At 43.2% G+C, this 18742-nt stretch carries 12 protein-coding genes and 1 pseudogene; 7 read left to right on the top strand and 6 right to left on the bottom strand.

Going from position 1 to position 18742, the window contains the following annotated elements; genetic code table 11:
• Window positions 1–335 precede the first annotated feature (335 nt).
• Window positions 336–1712: a glucose-1-phosphate adenylyltransferase gene (gene glgC, locus Q4561_RS04985; protein ID WP_303458039.1), complete on the top strand. Its 1377-nt coding sequence runs from the start codon at window positions 336–338 to the stop codon at window positions 1710–1712.
• Between the two features lie 54 nt (window positions 1713–1766).
• On the opposite strand, the gene Q4561_RS04980 is transcribed toward glgC, so the two are convergent.
• The 4 genes from Q4561_RS04980 to Q4561_RS04965 all read right to left on the bottom strand — a co-directional run bounded on the left by Q4561_RS04980 (window position 1767) and on the right by Q4561_RS04965 (window position 8618).
• A complete protein-coding gene (locus Q4561_RS04980) occupies window positions 1767–3233 on the bottom strand; it encodes a M20 family peptidase (RefSeq protein ID WP_303458038.1) in 1467 nt (488 codons plus the stop codon).
• Window positions 3234–3480: 247 nt separating this feature from the next.
• Window positions 3481–6135, bottom strand: coding sequence for a M14 family metallopeptidase (locus Q4561_RS04975; RefSeq protein WP_303458036.1), 2655 nt, complete (start codon window positions 6133–6135; stop codon window positions 3481–3483).
• A 13-nt stretch (window positions 6136–6148) separates the two neighbouring features.
• Entirely contained in the window at window positions 6149–7660 is a 1512-nt protein-coding gene (locus Q4561_RS04970; RefSeq protein ID WP_303458035.1) for a RimK family alpha-L-glutamate ligase, read from the bottom strand.
• Window positions 7661–7673: 13 nt separating this feature from the next.
• Entirely contained in the window at window positions 7674–8618 is a 945-nt protein-coding gene (locus Q4561_RS04965; RefSeq protein ID WP_129739696.1) for a RimK family alpha-L-glutamate ligase, read from the bottom strand.
• A 352-nt stretch (window positions 8619–8970) separates the two neighbouring features.
• Between Q4561_RS04965 and Q4561_RS04960 the strand changes: the two genes are divergently transcribed.
• From Q4561_RS04960 to Q4561_RS04945, 4 genes are all read left to right on the top strand, one after another.
• The gene (locus Q4561_RS04960; RefSeq protein WP_303458033.1) at window positions 8971–10074 is read left to right on the top strand and encodes a M20 family metallopeptidase; all 1104 of its coding nucleotides are present in this window, start codon (window positions 8971–8973) and stop codon (window positions 10072–10074) included.
• A 325-nt stretch (window positions 10075–10399) separates the two neighbouring features.
• Complete coding sequence (locus Q4561_RS04955) at window positions 10400–11605, top strand: efflux RND transporter periplasmic adaptor subunit (RefSeq protein WP_303458031.1); 1206 nt, start codon at window positions 10400–10402, stop codon at window positions 11603–11605.
• A 3-nt stretch (window positions 11606–11608) separates the two neighbouring features.
• Window positions 11609–14827 (top strand): efflux RND transporter permease subunit, encoded by a 3219-nt coding sequence (locus Q4561_RS04950; RefSeq protein ID WP_303458029.1) that lies wholly within the window; start codon window positions 11609–11611, stop codon window positions 14825–14827.
• Window positions 14828–14933: 106 nt separating this feature from the next.
• Window positions 14934–16310 (top strand): efflux transporter outer membrane subunit, encoded by a 1377-nt coding sequence (locus tag Q4561_RS04945; protein ID WP_303458130.1) that lies wholly within the window; start codon window positions 14934–14936, stop codon window positions 16308–16310.
• Window positions 16311–16536: 226 nt separating this feature from the next.
• On the opposite strand, the pseudogene Q4561_RS04940 reads toward Q4561_RS04945, so the two are convergent.
• A pseudogene (locus tag Q4561_RS04940) lies at window positions 16537–16962 on the bottom strand (hypothetical protein); the annotation flags it as partial.
• 134 nt (window positions 16963–17096) lie between these two features.
• Here Q4561_RS04940 and soxR point away from each other — a divergent pair.
• Window positions 17097–17564 carry a redox-sensitive transcriptional activator SoxR gene (gene soxR, locus Q4561_RS04935; protein WP_303458028.1) on the top strand — a complete coding sequence of 156 codons (468 nt, stop codon included), beginning with the start codon at window positions 17097–17099 and terminating at the stop codon, window positions 17562–17564.
• Window positions 17565–17575: 11 nt separating this feature from the next.
• On the opposite strand, the gene Q4561_RS04930 is transcribed toward soxR, so the two are convergent.
• Window positions 17576–17782 carry a hypothetical protein gene (locus Q4561_RS04930; protein ID WP_303458026.1) on the bottom strand — a complete coding sequence of 69 codons (207 nt, stop codon included), beginning with the start codon at window positions 17780–17782 and terminating at the stop codon, window positions 17576–17578.
• Between Q4561_RS04930 and rlmF the strand changes: the two genes are divergently transcribed.
• The gene (rlmF, locus tag Q4561_RS04925) at window positions 17781–18728 is read left to right on the top strand and encodes a 23S rRNA (adenine(1618)-N(6))-methyltransferase RlmF (RefSeq protein WP_303458024.1); all 948 of its coding nucleotides are present in this window, start codon (window positions 17781–17783) and stop codon (window positions 18726–18728) included. The two genes, Q4561_RS04930 and rlmF, sit on opposite strands and share 2 nt — an antisense overlap.
• The last annotated feature ends 14 nt before the right edge of the window (window positions 18729–18742 follow it).

The following is an 18742-nucleotide window of genomic DNA, read 5'->3' as shown; positions in this document are numbered from 1 at the left end:
TCAGCAATGGTGACTATAATTAAGAATGAGGGGAGTTGGTTTGTTTCATTCAAGCCAATACACGCTAAATGAAACCCAGATAGATGCCAGATGAAAACGCTATATAGCCTGGCGTTATAATGAGTATAAGCCTTCATGGACGCGCATCGTCAATCGTATTGATGCGGATCAATACGCTAAACGAAAATTCCTTGTTTACTTAGACTTAACGCGAAAGGCATGTTGTAGAATTTTTTTTGAATTCAATGTCGGCAATTTTCCTTCAATAGATATATTAAATTGTGATTGCAGTTTAATCATCATCGATTTAGGTATCACCCTAGCCGGAGCCAGTTATGAATGCAGAGATTGATTTACAGCAAATAATAGAAAATACCATGGTGTTAGTGCTAGCCGGTGGGCAGGGCTCACGATTAAAAGCACTGACTGAAACCCGTGCTAAACCTGTTCTAGAGTTTGGCAGTCATTGTCGAATTATTGATTTTCCCCTTTCAAACTGTGTCAATTCTGGCCTAAATCGAATTGCAGTACTCACACAATATAAGTCTCAGTGTTTAATTCGGCATTTAATGCAACATTGGGGTACGTTAAACAACAGCTTCGGTGGGCGTTTAGATATTCTTCCAGCATCGCAACAACAATCTGAAAATTGGTATCAGGGCACTGCGGATGCGTGTTTTCAGAACATAGACTATATCAAATCCCGAGCGCCAAAATATGTGATGATCCTATCAGGTGATCATGTTTATCAAATGGACTACCGAAAGCTACTGGCTGAACATGTGAAAAATAACGCCGAAATGACAGTATCTTGTATAGAAGTACCTACTAAAAATGCGGCCAATCAATTGGGGGTGTTAAGCGCTGATAGTAAAGGGCACGTAACCGCGTTTGACGAAAAACCAAGTAAGCCTCACCCATTATTAGATGCCCCAGAGTATTGTTTAGCTTCAATGGGAAATTACGTAGTGAATGCAGAGGTTTTTTATCGACTACTTAAAGACGATGCAAAAACCCTTGAGTCAGACCATGACTTTGGGAAAAATGTCATTCCCAATATAATTGAACAGCACAAGGTGTTTGCGCATCGCTTCAGAAGTGCCGACGGATGCCAAATTCCCTATTGGCGCGATGTAGGTACTATCGATAGCTATTGGCGTGCTCATATGGATTTGCTAAACAACAGCGACATGTTGAATTTAGCCGATCCGGCTTGGCCTATCTGGGGAAGTGCCTTGTCTAGCGCGCCAACCCAAATACGGGGCGGGGCTCAAAAAGGCCAGTGCGATCTTAATCAAATACTCATTGGCACGGGTTGCCAATTGAACAATTGCCGAATACACCACACTGTTTTGTCATCCAATTGCACAGTTGCTGATGGCGCCTCACTTCAAGGCTGTGTATTGCTGCCTGATGTGACTATCGAGGCCGGCGCTAGATTAAAAAATGTTATCGTAGATAAAGGCGTGACTATTCCCGCGAACTTAGCGATTGACGACGTTAACATTGCCAAACACTTCGGATTTTCAGTGAGCGAGAAGGGAGTGATATTAATCACTCAGAAAGTAGTGGATAGCATTACTGATGCAAAAATATATTTTGATATACCGCAAAAAGCGTCGACTGTCAGAACATCTAGACGATTGCCCTTAGAGCTTGCTGCGAGAAACATTATCCATACTAAAGAACCCACAGCGCTCAATGAACGTTAAGTGCGCAAAGGCAACGCCTTTGCGTTGCCTGTGATGTGGTGCATTAATATGGCACTACTGCGCCGGTTGGCGCATTAGTCGCGTATAGAATTTAACCGCATCTTCCATGTTTTTAATATCGATTCTTTCGTTAGTGCCGTGAAACCCTGACAGATAAGCAGGTGTCAGGTTCATCGGGTTAAAGCGATAGGCATCAGTGATTTTTGAGTAAAATTGACTATCGGTCGCAGCGATAGTTAACCCAGGGGTAACGATAATATCGCCCTGAACATCACGTGTCACCGCGGCAATATTTTTAAACCCCTGATTTTCACTATTGGCCACGTTTGACGGCTTAAATGCTTGCGATGTTTTAATGGTGATACGAGAGTCGTCGATAGCAGCTTCTACCCAACTTGTTACACTTTCAATCGTGTCTCTGGGATGAATACGAAAATTGATAGTGGCGGTCGCAGTTGCCGGGAGAACATTGGCTTTCACACTACCCGAGAGCATGGTGGGGGCTGTGGTGGTGCGCAACATGGCATTGCCCGCAGGCGACTGAGACACTGACGCCTCTATCAGTGGCTTGAACAGCCACTGATTGGCAAAGAGCATACGCTTGAAGAAATCCATGTGTTTAGCAATATTGGTGTACATGGTTTCACCGAGGCCTTCTAACCCACCAGGCACTGGCGAGTTTTTAACGTTCACTATGGCTTCAGCTAGAATGCTCACAGCGGTATCTTGTGGCGGCATCGAGCTATGCCCACCTTCGCCTTTTGCAATAAGCTCAAGGGTAAGGAACCCTTTCTCAGCCACATTGATACTGGCTACTCGCTTGTCTGAGCCAGGTACTAGGCCATCAAGAATAAACGAGCCTTCATCAAGAGACCAAGCAAGCTTGATATTTTGATTGGTGAAATACTCTGCAACCGCTTTTGCTCCAAATTGGCTGCCTATCTCTTCATCGTGAGTAAAGGCAATGTAGATGTCTTGCTCTGGGGTATATGAGGTTTCGAGTAATAAGGTTACCGATTCCATAAGGGCGATTACTGCGCTTTTGTCATCAAGTGCCCCACGGCCCCAAATAATTCCATCTTGAATTACGCCAGCGAAGGGTGGGTGCTGCCATTGAGACTCTGTGCCTGGATTAATTGGCACCACATCATAATGGGCCGAATACAACACGCTAGGTTTGGAGGATGCGTGTCCGCGCCATTTAAAGAGTAAAGTGTAGTCGTTTAGCAAAGTAAGCGTTAAGTTTTTGTGCACTTCAGGGTAGGTACTGGCCAACCATGTGATGAATTTTTGAAACTCAGTGCGGTCACGATCTTCAGCACGTTCATAAGAGATTGTCTGTATTTGAATAGCCTGTGAAAGGTGTTGTGCTATCACGCTGCCATCTGGTGAGACCATAGTGGTATCGGGGGAGGGCTGGTAGGTTTCTGGAGTGAAAGTTATGGTGCGCACTAGCACAACTATAACCACAGCCAAAAGCAGTATGCTAAGCCCAAGTAATCCTTTTTTTATTATTGTCATAGGGAGTCCCTTAAGGTGGCAGTTTCTTTGTCTATAAATGCAAATATTGCTGTTGCCGCAATGTTGTCATTTAGTGTATCTGCAATAGTAGGTTTGAGTACATTGAAAATAGTGAGTACATCAGAAAATAGATAAAACGCAGGCAAAAAAATAGGCGCTTTAAGCGCCTATTCTCATTTCATACCACATAAACCGCTTTTATCGTATAAGCCCGTTTTTACCGCAAATACAACGTAGCAGCTAATGACTAATCAATTAACGGCTCATCGTCGTCTTCTTCTTCCTGCTTCTCGTATTTCTCTTCTTCTACAGGAATAACTTCCTCAGAAGAATAGTAAACACTGACAGGCGCAGAATAATTAGGCACATCATCGTAAGCGAATACAGAGTAGTACTTTTCAACATTGGGGTTACCAAAGTTGTCGTAGGTATACTCATCAGAACCTGCGTAAAGTTTCACCCCGTCTAGCGGTGAGCGTGGTGAGTGGAAGCGATTTCTTACCACAAACGCGCCAACCAAATCGGCATGTTTAGGGTTACTCCAACTCAGTTTCACCTGACGATTCTCTAAAGTTACGTTTAAGTTCGCCGGCGCAGGTAAAGGCTCTTTACGGCGCTCAATGTACTTAATAACCAACTTACACACTTGGTTACTGTGTAAGTCATGCCAATTCACTAACATGTTCTTTTCAGCACTTGATGATGTTGAGCGAACCACGAAATGGAATGGCGCATGCTTAGCATGCATTTCTTCTAGCGCTTCACGGCAATAGCTATCAAAAATAAAGTTGTGAGAGTTTTTGTCTTTAAGCTGAGCATTACTCACCTCATAACCAATAAACTCTTTTTTCTCTCTATTTTTAACGCTTTGATAGTCAAGATCTTCAAGACCTGCTAATTCAATGGTGAAACGAATATCTTGCGATGTAGGCAAGGCATTGTCGTTGCTCATTGTTAAGTAGGCTTCAGTGATCACCGTTTTCTTGGGATCAGGTAGATTTTCGGTTAAGAAGGTCATTTGCCCGTACACCACATCGCCGTTAGCATCGAAACCAGACTGAAGCTCGTTTTGCTTCACTTCGGCTTTAGACACAGTGCTAAGTGATGATGGCGTTAGCTCTACCTGTTTGCTTGGAAGCGTATAAATAACTTCCAAGTTAGGGCGGTAATGAATACCTGAACCAAACTTTCCGTAACCAATATCAAATTGCATCATTTGCGAGTCTGCGCCAAGAGGAAGTTTTCTTGGGCCTTCAACGCGAAGCAACAAGGTACCGTTCTTTATAGATTTACGAATAATGCGACGCTCTGCCACATTCAAATCCCAGTGTGACCAGATACCTTGGGTTAACTTATCTGAGCGAATTTCATCGCCTAGTGTTTGAATAGGCTTCGCTTGATGAATTTGGTTAAAGTCTGTGATGTCAGAAATTTCTGATGGGTCGAGGATAGATACCGTCCACTCACCAAAGTTTTCTACCTTCGCGTTAACACGGTTCATTGGGTACAAAGAGAAACTCGCATTCTTAATACGGGCTTCTTCAGGTAAGTTTTCCATGTTGAACGCAATAACACCGTAACAGATACCACGGCGTTTGTTCACACCTACAAACAATGAGTTGTAACCGAAATGGTCGCGGTTCTTCTCAAGGGTATATTGACCTACATAACCAATATCGCGCTTCGATGGGAACAAACCTCTGAAATATTCGTCTTCAGACAGCTGGGTCTTAAGCTTAATTTCAGGGCTGAAAGGCGACTTGGTATCGGTAACTTTATTAACCGCACGTATATTGTAGAAATATTTCTGGCCACTTTTAAGCTGCACATCTGTGAACGCGTGTTTGCCAATAATCGCAATAAGGTTATCTTCCCGACAAGGGCTTTTCACCGTTTCAGAACGATACAATTCAAAATAGATATCATCAGATTCTGGGTAATCCCAGCATAGGGTCGCTTCGTAAACGCCCACTGATTCAATAGTGAAGTTATCTACTCGAGCAGGTGCTTCATCAGAGTAGTTTTTCGCTTCTGAAAGTGCATAAAGTACAGCAGGCACATTCTCATCAACACTTTGCGACATATTCGCCATGTAATCAGGAATGTTGCGAGTGCCTACTTCTACCACAGCAGAAATAATACCTAGCGAATAATAATACTCACGGCCACTACCGTTGATAAGGTTTGTAGGTGGCTTACCACGGTGTATACCGTACTGGCGACCTGTAACCTTATGAATTTCACGGTTCATATTGGCGCACAATACGTTTAAGTCAGTGCCTTCAATTTCAGACTCGTGATTAAACTTATGCGCAGGGAAAAACACGTTACCTTGCGAGTGATAATCTAGCGCAATAGTAATGTTTTTATGCGTGAGTACGAAATCACGAATGGCCGCAGTTTCTGGCTCAGAAAACGCCGCTGGGCCTGAGTAGGTGTTAACCGTGGTATCGGCAGAGCGCTTAAAGCGAACACCAAAGTTACGGTTCAAGTCTACACCAAAGGTGCCATCGCCATTGTCGCGTCTGTTCTTTCGCCAAAAAGAGAAGTGGGTACGAGAATACTCAAACCCATCTGGGTTCAAGCAAGGCACCATATATAAGGTATTGCGGCCTAACGCCTGTTGTATAGATGGATTGTGATCAATATTGGTTAGCACGTTATCAATAAACTTAATGGCTAACTCGTTGCCAATCCACTCACGAGCGTGGATGGTTCCTGTAAAAAGCATAGCGGGTTTACTGTCCGCAGTTTCAATGTTAGCAGAAAGGGTAGCCATCATAATTGGCCTACCTTCCCACGTCGTTCCAATGCTATGCACGCGAATAAGCTCAGGGTATTTTTCCTGAGCTTGTTCTAAAAACGCCATTGTTTCTTGATACGAGGTATATTGTTTTTTCATTATTTCTTCTTTACTAAGAGAAATCAGTGGTTACCAGCGTAGTCTTGAAATTATCCCAATGCGCGATAATTGCATCGACTTTCTTCTGCTGAATGTTTTTAACCGTCAGAAACACGCTTGGATCAGCGTAAATCGCTTTTGACGTGCCCGCTTCACCCAGAGTACTGATTATCACCTCTGTAAGTTTAGGGCCTATACCTTTAACGCCACTAAAAAACGCTTCTATTTGTGGCGTTGTTAAAATAAGTTCGTCTGCTTTCGCTTCACTGCTCTTAAATTCAGGAGCATCACTTTCAGGTGCGTTAAGTTCAGACGTTTCTTCTAACTCATCATTGTTTATGTTTAGCACTTTTTCGAGGCCATCGCCGTCTACTTCAGGTAGACCATCATCTTCACCTACATCTTGATTTTCCATGTGTAGGTCGGCAATGACTTCAGCTTTACTTTTTGGCGTGTAATTATCTTGAAAATTCCACGACTCACTTGGCCATTCTTCATCTAGCTGCAATTCAACAGGTAGTAATGGGTATAGCTCAGGGTTAGTCACTGCCGCTGAGTCTGCGCTATCACAACTTGGGGTATATTCCCCAAAAGTAATGTTTCTCATGGTACGTAATAGCGGCGTGCGAATTTTACCCAGTTCCTCCCAGTTATACAAAGGAATATGCGGCTTCTTAAAGCGCTCTGAACACAAGGTCCACATAATATACTGGCCAATCCAATCACGAATATAGGGGAAGGCGGCAAATGCAGTGGCGCATTCTAGTATACGGAACTTACCATCAACACCTAATGCAATATCAGAAGCCCAATATTCAGCTTTAGCGGCTTTAGACGCATTCACTGCTATTTGTAACGCTTCTTTAGGCACGCCGGAATAATCCATTGAGCCGCCTTGACTGGTGTTGGTTAGCCATTCGCCTTCAGGAGGACGACGCCAGAATGCACAAACAGGTTTATGACCAACAAGCATCACGCGAATATCTGCCATCATAGGCACAAATTCTTGCACGTAAACGGGGTGGTATTTCTTTTTCTTAAGCAGTTCAGCCGCTTCTTTAAAGCTATCTACTTTATGTACGAAGTAGCCGCCATAGTTAGACGGTCCGTAAGACTTTTTAATAATCTTCGGATAACTGGTTTTACGTAAAAACGCCATTGCTTCGTCTTTTTCGTAAAAAATATCAGTCTTTGGAATAGGTAAGTCGTGCTTTTCACAAAAATGGGTTACATTTTCTTTCGACTTATTGGCAAACTGCGTGTCCATTGAAGGCAAAAAGCGAACATCAGGTAGTTCACGCGCTATTTCACGAAACGTCTCATAAGCCGTAGCAGGAATATTACCAATAAGAATGTCGATATTTTTGCTTTTTACTTCACGAATGAAACGGGCTTTGTCGTTACCCCAGTGGTAACACACCGTTTCAATTTTATCTGGCCAGCCTTTAAAATTAGACTTGTCGAAAAAGCGCAGTACGTGGTCTAAATAGAGTAGGCCAATAGTAGGTAGTTTAGTCGTAGACATTTTACTTTCTCGTTTACAGTTGAGAGGTTAGCGCAGCTTGCATACTAGCGCGCTTTTCAATTGCTTTTCGCTCAATCAAATTAACGATCCGCTCGATTTTTCCTTCATTAAACGTTAAGCCTGCAGCTTCTTGTTCAGGTGTTGCAAATGCAGGAATACCGTTTACTTCTAATACTACATATTCTTCATGTTCTTGGTCATAAATTACATCAACCCCAGCGATATCTAGGCCAGTAACTTTTGCTGCTTTAATGGCTAGGGCAACTAATTCATCATTGGGTTCACGGCGAATAACAGAACCGCCGCTGGTAACATTGGTTTTCCAGTCGTCTTTTGGCGCTTGACGCCCGTAACAGCCCACAAATTCACCATCAACAATATCGATGCGATAGTCTGTCATGTCGTAGTTAATAAAGCGTTCAACGTAGAAGTGAGGAATATTGGTTTGATCCAAAAAGGGAATAAGCATATCTAAAGAACGCTCATCTTCTACTTTAACAATACCCATGCCGCCCCAACCATCGGTAGGCTTGTACACTAAGCGTCCACCCCATTCGCGGATGGTGTTTTTAAGCATAGGCTTGTCTTTGGTATTGCATAGTCGGTAATCAGGCGTGCGAATTCCTGCTCGAGATAATCGGTGTGATGTACGCAGTTTGTCTTCAGATAACGAAAATGACTCAAAACTGTTAAGGCACGGAATTGATTCATTTAATACTTGATAAAGAAAAACTTGATATGGCGTTTGTTGGCCTGCATTGTATGAAAAGAACGCATCTAATTCTTCCATATTTACGTTATGACACGTAATGGTTCCGTTATGTGCGTTTGCATGGCCTAAGTTAAGATCGGTGATTGCTTCGATATCACGATCTCGTAATTGATTGACGATTTTAGCCTGTATGGCAGTACCGCCGCTGTTGCTGTACATCCACATCCCGACTGTATACTTTGGCACGACTTTTAACCCTATTTTTTTGAACCGATGAATTGACATTCTGTTCGGTTTAAGTAAGAAGACATCTCAAAACAAATATTTGCACCAAAATGGGTGGTAAATATCTATTTTAGATGAGAAATATGACATATATTAGACTTTAGGGTACGTCTTGGTACGAGGAGTCCCTCCCAAAAGCGGCGCCATTAAACGGCTAAATTACGAACTATTCAAGTTTAATTTTTGCTCAATGAGAATTATTTTCAATATTTGTAATTTTAACGTTTAAAGCATGTGTGATTACTGTTAATTGCCCAATTAAAACAAGGGCTTCAACGTAGTTTGGTTTTAATCAATACTTGGAATAAATAGCATGAATAGTAGTCTGAACTTTACCGAACTTGCCACAATTATATCGCTTAATTCTTACACTAAAAATAAAGAGGGTGTAGATCTCAATGCTGACATCTTTAATGGGTGGATGGAGCAACTTGGATTCTCTGTAGAAACCCATCGACGTGAAGCAATTGGTAACCATGTTCACTACCTGTCTAAAAAGAGTGAAGGCGCAAAATTACTGCTACTTGGTCACCTAGATACCGTGTTTCCTCCAGACACCTTTACCGAATTCCGCGAAGATGATGAATGGATTTATGGTCCAGGTGTCTGTGATATGAAAGGCGGTAACTATATTGCGCTAACAGCACTTAGAAATGTATTTGCCGAGCAGGGGCATATCGCGAACATTGATATGCTATTGGTGAGCGATGAAGAAAGTGGTAGTGACGACAGTAAGCTGCTTACCAGTGAATTAGCCAAAGCCTACGACGCCTGTATGGTTTTTGAAGCGGCCGGTCCCGATCATGATGTGGTCATATCTCGTAAAGGTATTGCAACTTTTCAAATCGAATTTGAAGGTAAAGGCGCACACGCAGGAAACCATTATACCGACGGTATTAATGCGAACTTGGCTGCGGCTCATATGTTAATTGCACTGACTAATTTAACCGACCTTGAAAAAGGTACCACGGTTAACGCCGGCAAAATGAAAGGTGGCTTAGGCGCAAATACTATTTCTCCTAGTGCTAGCTTAACGGTAGAAGCGCGGTTCACTCAATCAGAAGAGCGAGATAGAGTGTTAGCTGCGTTTGAAGAAGTCACGCAAAACCCTGCTGTTGAAGGGGTTAAAGTGGCCGTGACGGGTGGTTTGCAACGTGATGTTATGCAACCTACAGATGAACAAGCGCAGTTTATCGCTGAACTAGAAAGTGTGTTAGGTGCCCCTCTTAAGCTGGAAAAACGTGGCGGGGTGAGTGATGCGAATGTGGTATCGGCTGCCGGCGTGCCTACTCTTGATGGCTTTGGTCCATACGGGGATGGCGATCACACCATCCATGAGCGTGCGAGCAAATCGAGTTTTGAACGCCGTATCAGTGAGGTGAGTAAAATACTTGCTCACTTTAATGGCGCAAATTAAAGGCTAGTCTACGAGCTACGAGACCAGAGGCTTTTAACTAATATTGTAAGTCATCAAAACGCATGCGCATTTAGCAGTGTTACCAGTGAAAGCGTTACCACAACGAAGAGCCTGAGTTTGTTCAGGCTTTTTTATGAGAAACCCTTTGTCCGACAAATTCAAATGCATCTTATCTCTTTATTCGACGATTAAACGCAAGTAAGTGCAACCTTAACCCCTCTTTAACCTTTCGCCATTTACAGTTTGCGACATCTAACAAATAGTTGTTTCTTGCAGATTTAGCTGCTTCTGCCTATTTTTATTGTGGAGTTAATAAGGAAACTTTATGAAGAAGAATTTAACATTACCGCTAGGTTTCTTAGTATTTGGGGCGCTACTTAGCGGCTGCGGACAACAAAACGAAAGTCCTTCAGATGGTTTTGGGGCACCTAGAGAAATTGAAGTTTCATACATAACTGTCACACCCAGCAGTCATAAAATAGATACCCAATTACAAGGAAGGATCACGGCATCCAAAGAAGCGGAAGTGCGTCCTCAGGTGAGTGGCATCATTCAACAGCGCTTGTTCACCGAAGGTCAACTTGTCGAGAAAGGACAGACACTTTACCAAATTGACCCTGAAACCTATCAAGCAGCCTATAACGAGGCGGCCGCAACATTAAATAATGCAAAAGCTGCGGAAGCAACCGCTAAGCTTAAAGATGAACGCTACGCTAACTTATTAAAAGTTGAGGGGATATCTCAACAAGATGCTGATGATGCCCACGCGGAATACTTAGAAGCAAAAGCCAATATTGATATGTATGAAGCAGCTTTAGATACCGCGAAAATTAATCTTGAATACACAAAAGTGTTAGCGCCAATTTCGGGTCGAATCGGAATATCTTCTGTCACTCAAGGGGCGCTTGTTACTGCGCAACAAGATACCTCATTGGCTACAATTCGAGCGCTAGATCCTATTTACGTGGATATGATAAAAAGCAGTAAAGCACTTTTGAGACTAAGAAAATTAATAAGCGAAAGTAATATTCATGAGGGCACTGCTGAGGTAACGCTTTCTCTAGAAGATGGAAGTGATTATGACTTAACAGGTGAACTGAAAATGCAGGAAGTGGCAGTAGATACCTCAACGGGAGCGGTAACCTTACGTGCTGAATTCCCGAACCCAGATGGTCTTTTACTACCTGGAATGTTTGTACGAGCCACCGTCAGTGATGCAGTAGATGAGCAGGCCATTTTAGTGCCGCAGCAGGGCATTTATCATAGCGCGACTGATGAGGCATACGCTTATGTCATAAATCAATCAAACCAAATAGAAAAACGTACTGTAGTGACAGCGGTTGCCATAGGCAATCAATGGGTCGTTATTAACGGATTAGAAGCTAATGAGAAGCTACTCGTTGAAGGTGCAGGAAAAGTAAAAGAGGGCAGTCAAGTTAAACCTGTAGAGGTCAAAGTAGATAGCAATGGCGTTGTTATTGATAGTAATAACAATAGCGATTCTGTTACCACACCCACAGGGAGTAACTAATTCATGTTTGCGCGTTTTTTTATCGACCGCCCCGTTTTTGCATGGGTTATTTCTATTATCATTATGCTAACGGGTTTGGCATCAATAATGTCACTACCCATCGCTCAGTACCCTAGTGTTGCTCCACCTGTTATTAGTGTTAGCACTACCTATACAGGCGCAGATGCACAAACCGTCGAAAACAGTGTTACGCAGATTTTGGAACAACAACTCACGGGACTTGATGGCTTATTGTATTTTTCATCGTCAAGTACGTCAGATGGCTCAGCATCAGTAGATATTACCTTTGAACAAGATACCGATGCTGATTATGCGCAGGTACAGGTTCAAAATAAAGTGGAGCAAGTGAGCTCTCGTTTCCCTGAAGCAGTACAATCTGAAGGGGTGACAGTTACCAAATCGAACACCGATTTTCTACTTGTTGTGTCGGTCTATGATTCAAATGACCAAGTTACCGCAGCTGATATCTCAGACTATATTTCTTCTAACATGGAAGATTCCTTAGCGCGTGTTGAAGGGGTGGGTGATACTCGAGTATTTGGATCAGAATACGCGATGCGTATTTGGTTGGACCCTACAAAACTAGCTGCCTATGATCTCATGCCCTCAGATGTCACGAGTGCATTAACAGCGCAAAACGTGCAAGTGCCCGCGGGTAGCCTTGGAGCTAGCCCCACATTACCAAACCAAGAATTAAATGCGACGGTCACGGCGCAATCGATGATGTCAACCGCCGAAGAGTTCCGCAATATTATCCTCAAATATAGCTCTACAGGTGCTAATGTTCTATTGAGTGATGTTGCTAGAGTAGAAAAAGGAAGTGAAAGTTATGGCGTTATTTCGCGCTTAAATAGTCACCCTGCTTCTGGTATCGCAATCATGCTGTCGCCAGGTGCGAATGCGTTAGATACTGCAACAGCTGTTAAAAATAAAGTGGCAGAATTGACCGCTAATATGCCGGCGGGTTATGAAATTGCTTTCCCCAAAGACAGTACTGAATTTATCAAAATTTCCATCACTGAAGTGGTACACACCTTAGCAGAAGCGGTAGTACTCGTTGTTTTGGTTATGTGGTTGTTCTTACAAAACTGGCGTGCCACACTTATTCCCGCTATTGCGGTTCCTGTAGTTTTACTTGGTACTTTTGGGGTGCTATCAGCTTTTGGCTTTTCTATTAACACGTTGACCATGTTCGGGATTGTGTTGTCTATCGGCCTCCTAGTTGACGATGCCATTGTTGTGGTAGAAAACGTTGAACGATTAATGGAAGATGAGAACCTTTCACCGCGAGATGCCACAATTAAATCCATGTCAGAAATTACAGGAGCCTTGATTGGTATTGCTGTTGTGCTTTCTGCTGTATTTCTTCCAATGGCGTTTTTTGGGGGCTCTACAGGCGTAATTTATAAGCAGTTCTCAGTGGCTATTGTATCTTCGATGATATTGTCAGTTATTGTTGCATTAACGCTAAGTCCAACACTGTGTGCCACTCTTCTTAAGCATAAATCGCCTAAAGATAGCACTGATAAAAATCAGCGTAAGACTAAGCGTACGAGCTTTTTCGCTAAATTTAATGCGACGTTTGATAAGTTAACAAAATCATATTCGAGCCGTGTGGGTAAGATTGTTAACCAAAAAGTTCGTTGGTTAGTGGTGTATGCAATTATCATCGGCGGACTGAGTGTCTTAATCATTCGTATGCCAACAGGCTTCCTACCTAATGAAGATCAGGGAAGCATTATGTTTCAAGTTAACTTGGCAGAAGGTGCTTCTATTAAACGCACTAACGCAGCCGTTTCGCAAGTGGAAGATTACCTGTTGAATGAAGAGCCTGATGTTGTTGATAGAGCCTTTTCTATTTCTGGCTTTAACTTTTCAGGAACTGGTCAGAATGCAGGTATGGGCTTTATTTCACTCCACCCGTGGGATGATCGTACCGAGGACGATGAAAGTGCTGATGCGCTCATTAATCGTATTAACAGAAACTTATCGGGGATACGCGATGCAAGTGTGTTTGCCTTAAATCAAGCGGTTATTCAAGGTTTAGGACAAAGCAACGGTTTTACGTTTGAGTTACAGGCTGCAGCAGGGACCAGCCGTGAGGAGTTAACTGCGTTAAAAAACGAGTTAATGGGCCGTGCACAACAAAGCGAACTCATCACTAGTGTTCGTGAAGGGGCATTAAGTAATACGCCTCAACTAAATATTGATATTGATAATAGTAAGGCAAATGCCCTGGGTCTGGCGATGTCGGATATTTCAGATACGTTAACGGCAGCTTGGGCTGGTAATTATGTAAATGACTTTATCGATGACGGTAGGGTGAAAAAAGTGTACGTCGAGAGTGATGCACAATACCGCTCTAAACCTCGAGATTTAAACGATTGGTATGTTCGTGGTAGCAATGCCGATGGCGAGACCACAATGACCTCGTTTGAAACGTTTAGCACGTATTCTTGGTCAAGTGCGCCTCAAAGCTTATCTCGCTTCAACGGTATCGCGTCTTATCAAATTCAAGGCTCTGCCGCCTCCGGTGTTAGTTCAGGTGAAGCAATGGCTGAAATGGAGCGTTTAGTTGAAGAGGTAGGCCAAGGTAAATTGACTTACTCTTGGAGCGGGCTGTCTTACCAAGAACAAATTGCAAGTGGCCAGTCGACCACATTGTACGCTATATCTATTTTAGTGGTGTTCCTCGCGTTAGCAGCCTTGTATGAAAGCTGGTCTGTGCCGTTTTCGGTGATCATGGTTATTCCTTTAGGTGTAGTGGGTGCCGCATTGGCCTCTACAGTAAGAGGGCTAGAAAATGATATCTATTTTCAGGTTGCACTTTTGACAACGATTGGTCTTGCAGCCAAGAACGCCATATTAATTGTTGAGTTTGCAGAAGAGTCTTACCAAAAAGGGATGTCGTTGATTGACGCTGCGGTAAACGCTGCTCGTCTAAGATTGCGCCCAATTATTATGACATCGTTGGCCTTCATGTTCGGTATTTTACCCTTGGCTACCTCAACGGGAGCAGGGGCAAATAGTCGTATATCAATAGGTACAGGTATTATTGGCGGGACATTAACCGCAACGTTATTGGGTATCTTTTTAGTTCCTATGTTTTTTGTATTAGTACGCGGCTTATTCCCAGCTCGTCGTCCAGTTTATAGCGATACAATTAATGAACATACAGAACAAGTCTCATCTCAAAAGCAGTTGGAGAATGGCCATGACTAATAATTTGAAATTACAGCATTCTCAACTCTCTACTGTAAGAAAACGTGCTAAAAAGTACCTTGTTAAATCAATAGGCAGCGCTAAGTTGCTGCCTATTGCTACTGCAATGGTGCTAGCAGGGTGTAGTTCAATGGCACCAGATTATGAGCGTTCAGACTCATCGGTCGCCAATGAGTGGCAGCTTAAACAAGTAGAAGAAACACAAGGATTGTCTTCGCAGAAAGCGTTAGATATTCCATGGAAAGACTTTATTAAAGATGAACGCTTGGTAAGCCTAATCGATATGGGGTTAAACAGCAGTAGAACCCTTCAAGAAGCATTAGCTGACGTAGAGTCGGCTAGAGCTACATATCGAATTCAACGATCAGATTTATTCCCAGACGTGGATGCAAGTTTAAGTGGGAATCGGTCAAAGGCTTCGACGGGAGATATCAGCACTACCTATGAAGCAGAAGCAGGGTTCAGCAGTTATGAAATAGATTTATTCGGTAAGAATCGTAGCTTAACTCAAGCAGAGATGGAAACTTATCTTGCTACCGCAGAAACAGCGAAGGCGGCCAAAATAACGCTTATTGGTGAGATTGCCAATGCGTGGTTGACGTTGGCGGCTGATAGTAATTTGCTTACACTTGCCGAGCAAACAGCGACCAACGCTCAACAAGCGATGGAGATCACCAATAAACGGTTATCTTATGGAGTAGATTCACGCATTGATGTGGCTAGCGCTGAAACTATCTATTATTCTGCTCGTTCTGATATCGCCAGTTATCGAACTCAGGTAGAACAAGATATCAACGCGCTTCGCTTATTAGTCGGTGAAGACTTCGACGATAGCTTGCTGGCTTATTCACTGCCAGATAGTAATCAATTAGTCACTGACGTGCCGGCAGATGTGTCATCAGAAGTACTACTTAACCGCCCTGATGTATTATCGGCCGAGTATAATTTAAAATCCGCCAATGCGAATATTGGTGCGGCTCGCGCTGCGTTCTTCCCTACCATATCGCTAACCGCTACCGGCGGGTTGACCAGCTCAGTTTTATCGAATATTTTCAGTGGCGGGGCCAGTTCTATATGGAGTATAGCGCCTAGTATTAGTTTGCCCATTTTCGATGGTGGCGAGAACAAGGCAAACTTGGCTTACAGTGAAGCACAGCAACAAAAATATTTAGCGGCTTATGAATATGCTATTCAAAGTGCCTTTACCGAAGTGGCTGATGCACTGGCACGACGCGCAACTATTCAAGATCAACTTGATGCTGAAGATGCCTTGGTTGAGGCTTCAACACGAAGTTATGAGTTGTCTGTTGCGCGTTATGAAAATGGCGTAGATAGTTTTCAAACTGCATTGGAATCGCAACGTACTATGTACAGTGCCAGCCAGTCCCTTATTACAACTCGTCAGGCCGACCTATCAAACCGTATTACGCTTTATAAAGTGTTAGGTGGTGGGTTAGCGCCTATTGAGGGAGAGGTAGAATAAGCTGTAGGGGCCGAGTCAGTTTGTACTAAACTCACTGTGCCCCTAATTTTTAACCTTACTGATTGAACAATAATCTTCGTCCCCTCGTTTTTGCTTCTTGAATTTTATCGTCCTGAATTGGGGCTTCCTGAGCTATGCCTTGCAGAGCTACGCCTTCTTGAGATTTGGCTCTCTGAATTTGGCTCCCTGATCCTTGGCTTAAAATAGGGGGACGCTGCGTTTTATTGCTGGTATACGACACCACTTCGGCTTCAAGCCCTTCTCCAAGCATGAAATAAAAACGCCTTCCTGGTTCATAATCACCATGGTTGAAGGTATCAAATCCTAGAGCGAATACTTTTTTTTCAACCTCATCTAAATTTTCAACCACAATACCCAAGTGATTTATGTGGGCTACGGTGGTGTGATCAAATGTGTTCTGAGAGTGAGCATCATCAGCTATTCCATTTAAGCTACCTTGGTTAGAACCGAACTGCTTTGGTTTATACAGCGCTAAATAAGCGGTATCTGATCCAACGTGTACCGTATAACCATCGTCTTTGGCTGGGCCGCTCCAACGTATGTGCCAGTTAAAAAGTTGGCACAAGGCGTCAGCAATAGCATCTGGGTTGCTAACGGTAATATTGGCGTGTTCAAGTAAGGCTGCTTGCATGGTATTTCCTTATTTACTGTTGCGCATTTTTTACTGCTAACTCTTTGGTTGAAAAGCGCAGTGGATTAATAGACAGCAACAGCTTAATATCTTAAGTTAACTTTAGATCAAGTAATAAATGCGTACTTTTTAAAATGGCACCAGAACCCCTAGAAAGTATTGGCTTTGTCGCAAAGCGAACCGGTAACGCAGTATCGCTTATTCGCTATTACGCCAATGAAGCCCTGATTCCTTCCGTGCGAACCCAAGGAGGAAATAGAATGTTTCCTCGTTCAGTCATTCGCAGGGTATCGTTTATTTTGATTGCACAAAACATGGGGTATGCACTTGATGATATTCGACAACTACTGCAAACCCTGCCAGATAACCGCACGCCGAATAAGGAAGATTGGGCTACGCTTAGTGAAGTATTTAACGCACATATTACTAACCGTATTGCTGAACTTACGGCATTAAAATCCTCGTTAGAGGGCTGTATTGGTTGTGGGTGTTTGTCTTTAGACAAATGTAACTTGTACAATAAGCACGATCGCATTGCCGAGAAAGGGGCAGGCGCTCGATTCTTACTAGGCGATAGCCCTAGCGATACTGTTATAAAATAGCCTTTTCTCATCTATTTAGTTATTTCTGAAATGATGCTTAAAGCCTCGATGGCGATTAAAAATTCATTTAGAAATTCACTTAGCCAAATACCTAAAAATAGGATAGTCGCCTTGGTAGACTCCACACCTAACAGCAACTCAAACAGCAACTCCAGCCACAAAACAAAAAGCTCGCTTAAGCCTTCGTTAAAATCTAGAGGTAAAGCAGGCTCTACCATGCATGCTCGAAATTTACATAAAGATGGCTACCCCATAGCTGCATTATGTCAAGCACACCCTGCATTATCTGGCTATGTGGTTGATGCAAAAAGCGGCAAGAAGAGTATCGATTTTACCAACCAAGACGCGGTTAAAACCCTAAATGCAGCATTGCTAATTCATTACTACGGATTGAAAACGTGGGATATACCCAATGGTTATTTGTGTCCTCCGGTGCCTGGCCGTGCTGATTATATTCATGGCATTGCCGATATATTGGCGTCTAGCAATAAAGGGGTTATCCCGAAAGGTAAAAGCGTAAAAGGGCTGGATGTAGGTATAGGCGCTAATGCTATTTATCCTATCATTGGTAGTCAAAGCTATGGTTGGCAGTTTGTAGGAAGCGACATCGATGCGGTATCGGTGAAGTCGGCCGAATCAATCGCCACTAAAAATCCTAAGCTTACCCGTTTATTGTCGGTTCGAAAGCAGCCGAAAAAATCGAAAATATTTGAAGGTGTTATTCAGCTTAACGAGCACTTTACTTTTACTATGTGTAACCCGCCGTTTCACAAATCTGCCGAAGCTGCTGCGCTGGGAAGCGAGCGCAAGGCCATCGGCCTTAAGGGAAATATGCAAAAGCGAAGTGGGAAAAAGCCTCGTGTTGATGCCAATGCTAATACAAACGCGAAGCCCGATATTAGTAACATAAAGCTAAATTTTGCAGGAACAGGCAACGAGTTGTGGTGCGAAGGGGGCGAACTTGCCTTCATTCAGCGCATGATCATCGAGAGTGTGGCCTATAAAAAACAAGTAGATTGGTTCACCTGCTTAGTGTCAAAAAGCGAGCACCTAAAGCCCATTGAAACCAGTATAAATTACTACGGTGCAACGAAATTTTTGAAAGTAGACATGGGGCAGGGGCAAAAACAAAGTCGCTTTGTGGCCTGGACGTTTACTGAATAATGGGGTCAGAGTAC

Source organism: Alteromonas sp. 1_MG-2023 (assembly GCF_030547075.1).
In the GTDB taxonomy this organism is placed as follows: domain Bacteria; phylum Pseudomonadota; class Gammaproteobacteria; order Enterobacterales; family Alteromonadaceae; genus Alteromonas.
This window is presented reverse-complemented; position numbering and strand designations above follow the sequence as displayed.

Excerpts from the sequence above, each read along its gene's own strand:
- Q4561_RS04960 (WP_303458033.1), top strand. The coding sequence starts at position 8,971 with ATGAATAGTAGTCTGAACTTTACCGAACTTGCCACAATTATATCGCTT.
- soxR (WP_303458028.1), top strand. The coding sequence starts at position 17,097 with ATGGCACCAGAACCCCTAGAAAGTATTGGCTTTGTCGCAAAGCGAACC.
- rlmF (WP_303458024.1), top strand. The coding sequence starts at position 17,781 with ATGCATGCTCGAAATTTACATAAAGATGGCTACCCCATAGCTGCATTA.
- Q4561_RS04980 (WP_303458038.1), bottom strand. The coding sequence starts at position 3,233 with ATGACAATAATAAAAAAAGGATTACTTGGGCTTAGCATACTGCTTTTG.
- Q4561_RS04930 (WP_303458026.1), bottom strand. The coding sequence starts at position 17,782 with ATGGTAGAGCCTGCTTTACCTCTAGATTTTAACGAAGGCTTAAGCGAG.
- glgC (WP_303458039.1), top strand. The coding sequence starts at position 336 with ATGAATGCAGAGATTGATTTACAGCAAATAATAGAAAATACCATGGTG.
- Q4561_RS04970 (WP_303458035.1), bottom strand. The coding sequence starts at position 7,660 with ATGTCTACGACTAAACTACCTACTATTGGCCTACTCTATTTAGACCAC.
- Q4561_RS04955 (WP_303458031.1), top strand. The coding sequence starts at position 10,400 with ATGAAGAAGAATTTAACATTACCGCTAGGTTTCTTAGTATTTGGGGCG.
- Q4561_RS04975 (WP_303458036.1), bottom strand. The coding sequence starts at position 6,135 with ATGAAAAAACAATATACCTCGTATCAAGAAACAATGGCGTTTTTAGAA.
- Q4561_RS04950 (WP_303458029.1), top strand. The coding sequence starts at position 11,609 with ATGTTTGCGCGTTTTTTTATCGACCGCCCCGTTTTTGCATGGGTTATT.
- Q4561_RS04945 (WP_303458130.1), top strand. The coding sequence starts at position 14,934 with ATGGTGCTAGCAGGGTGTAGTTCAATGGCACCAGATTATGAGCGTTCA.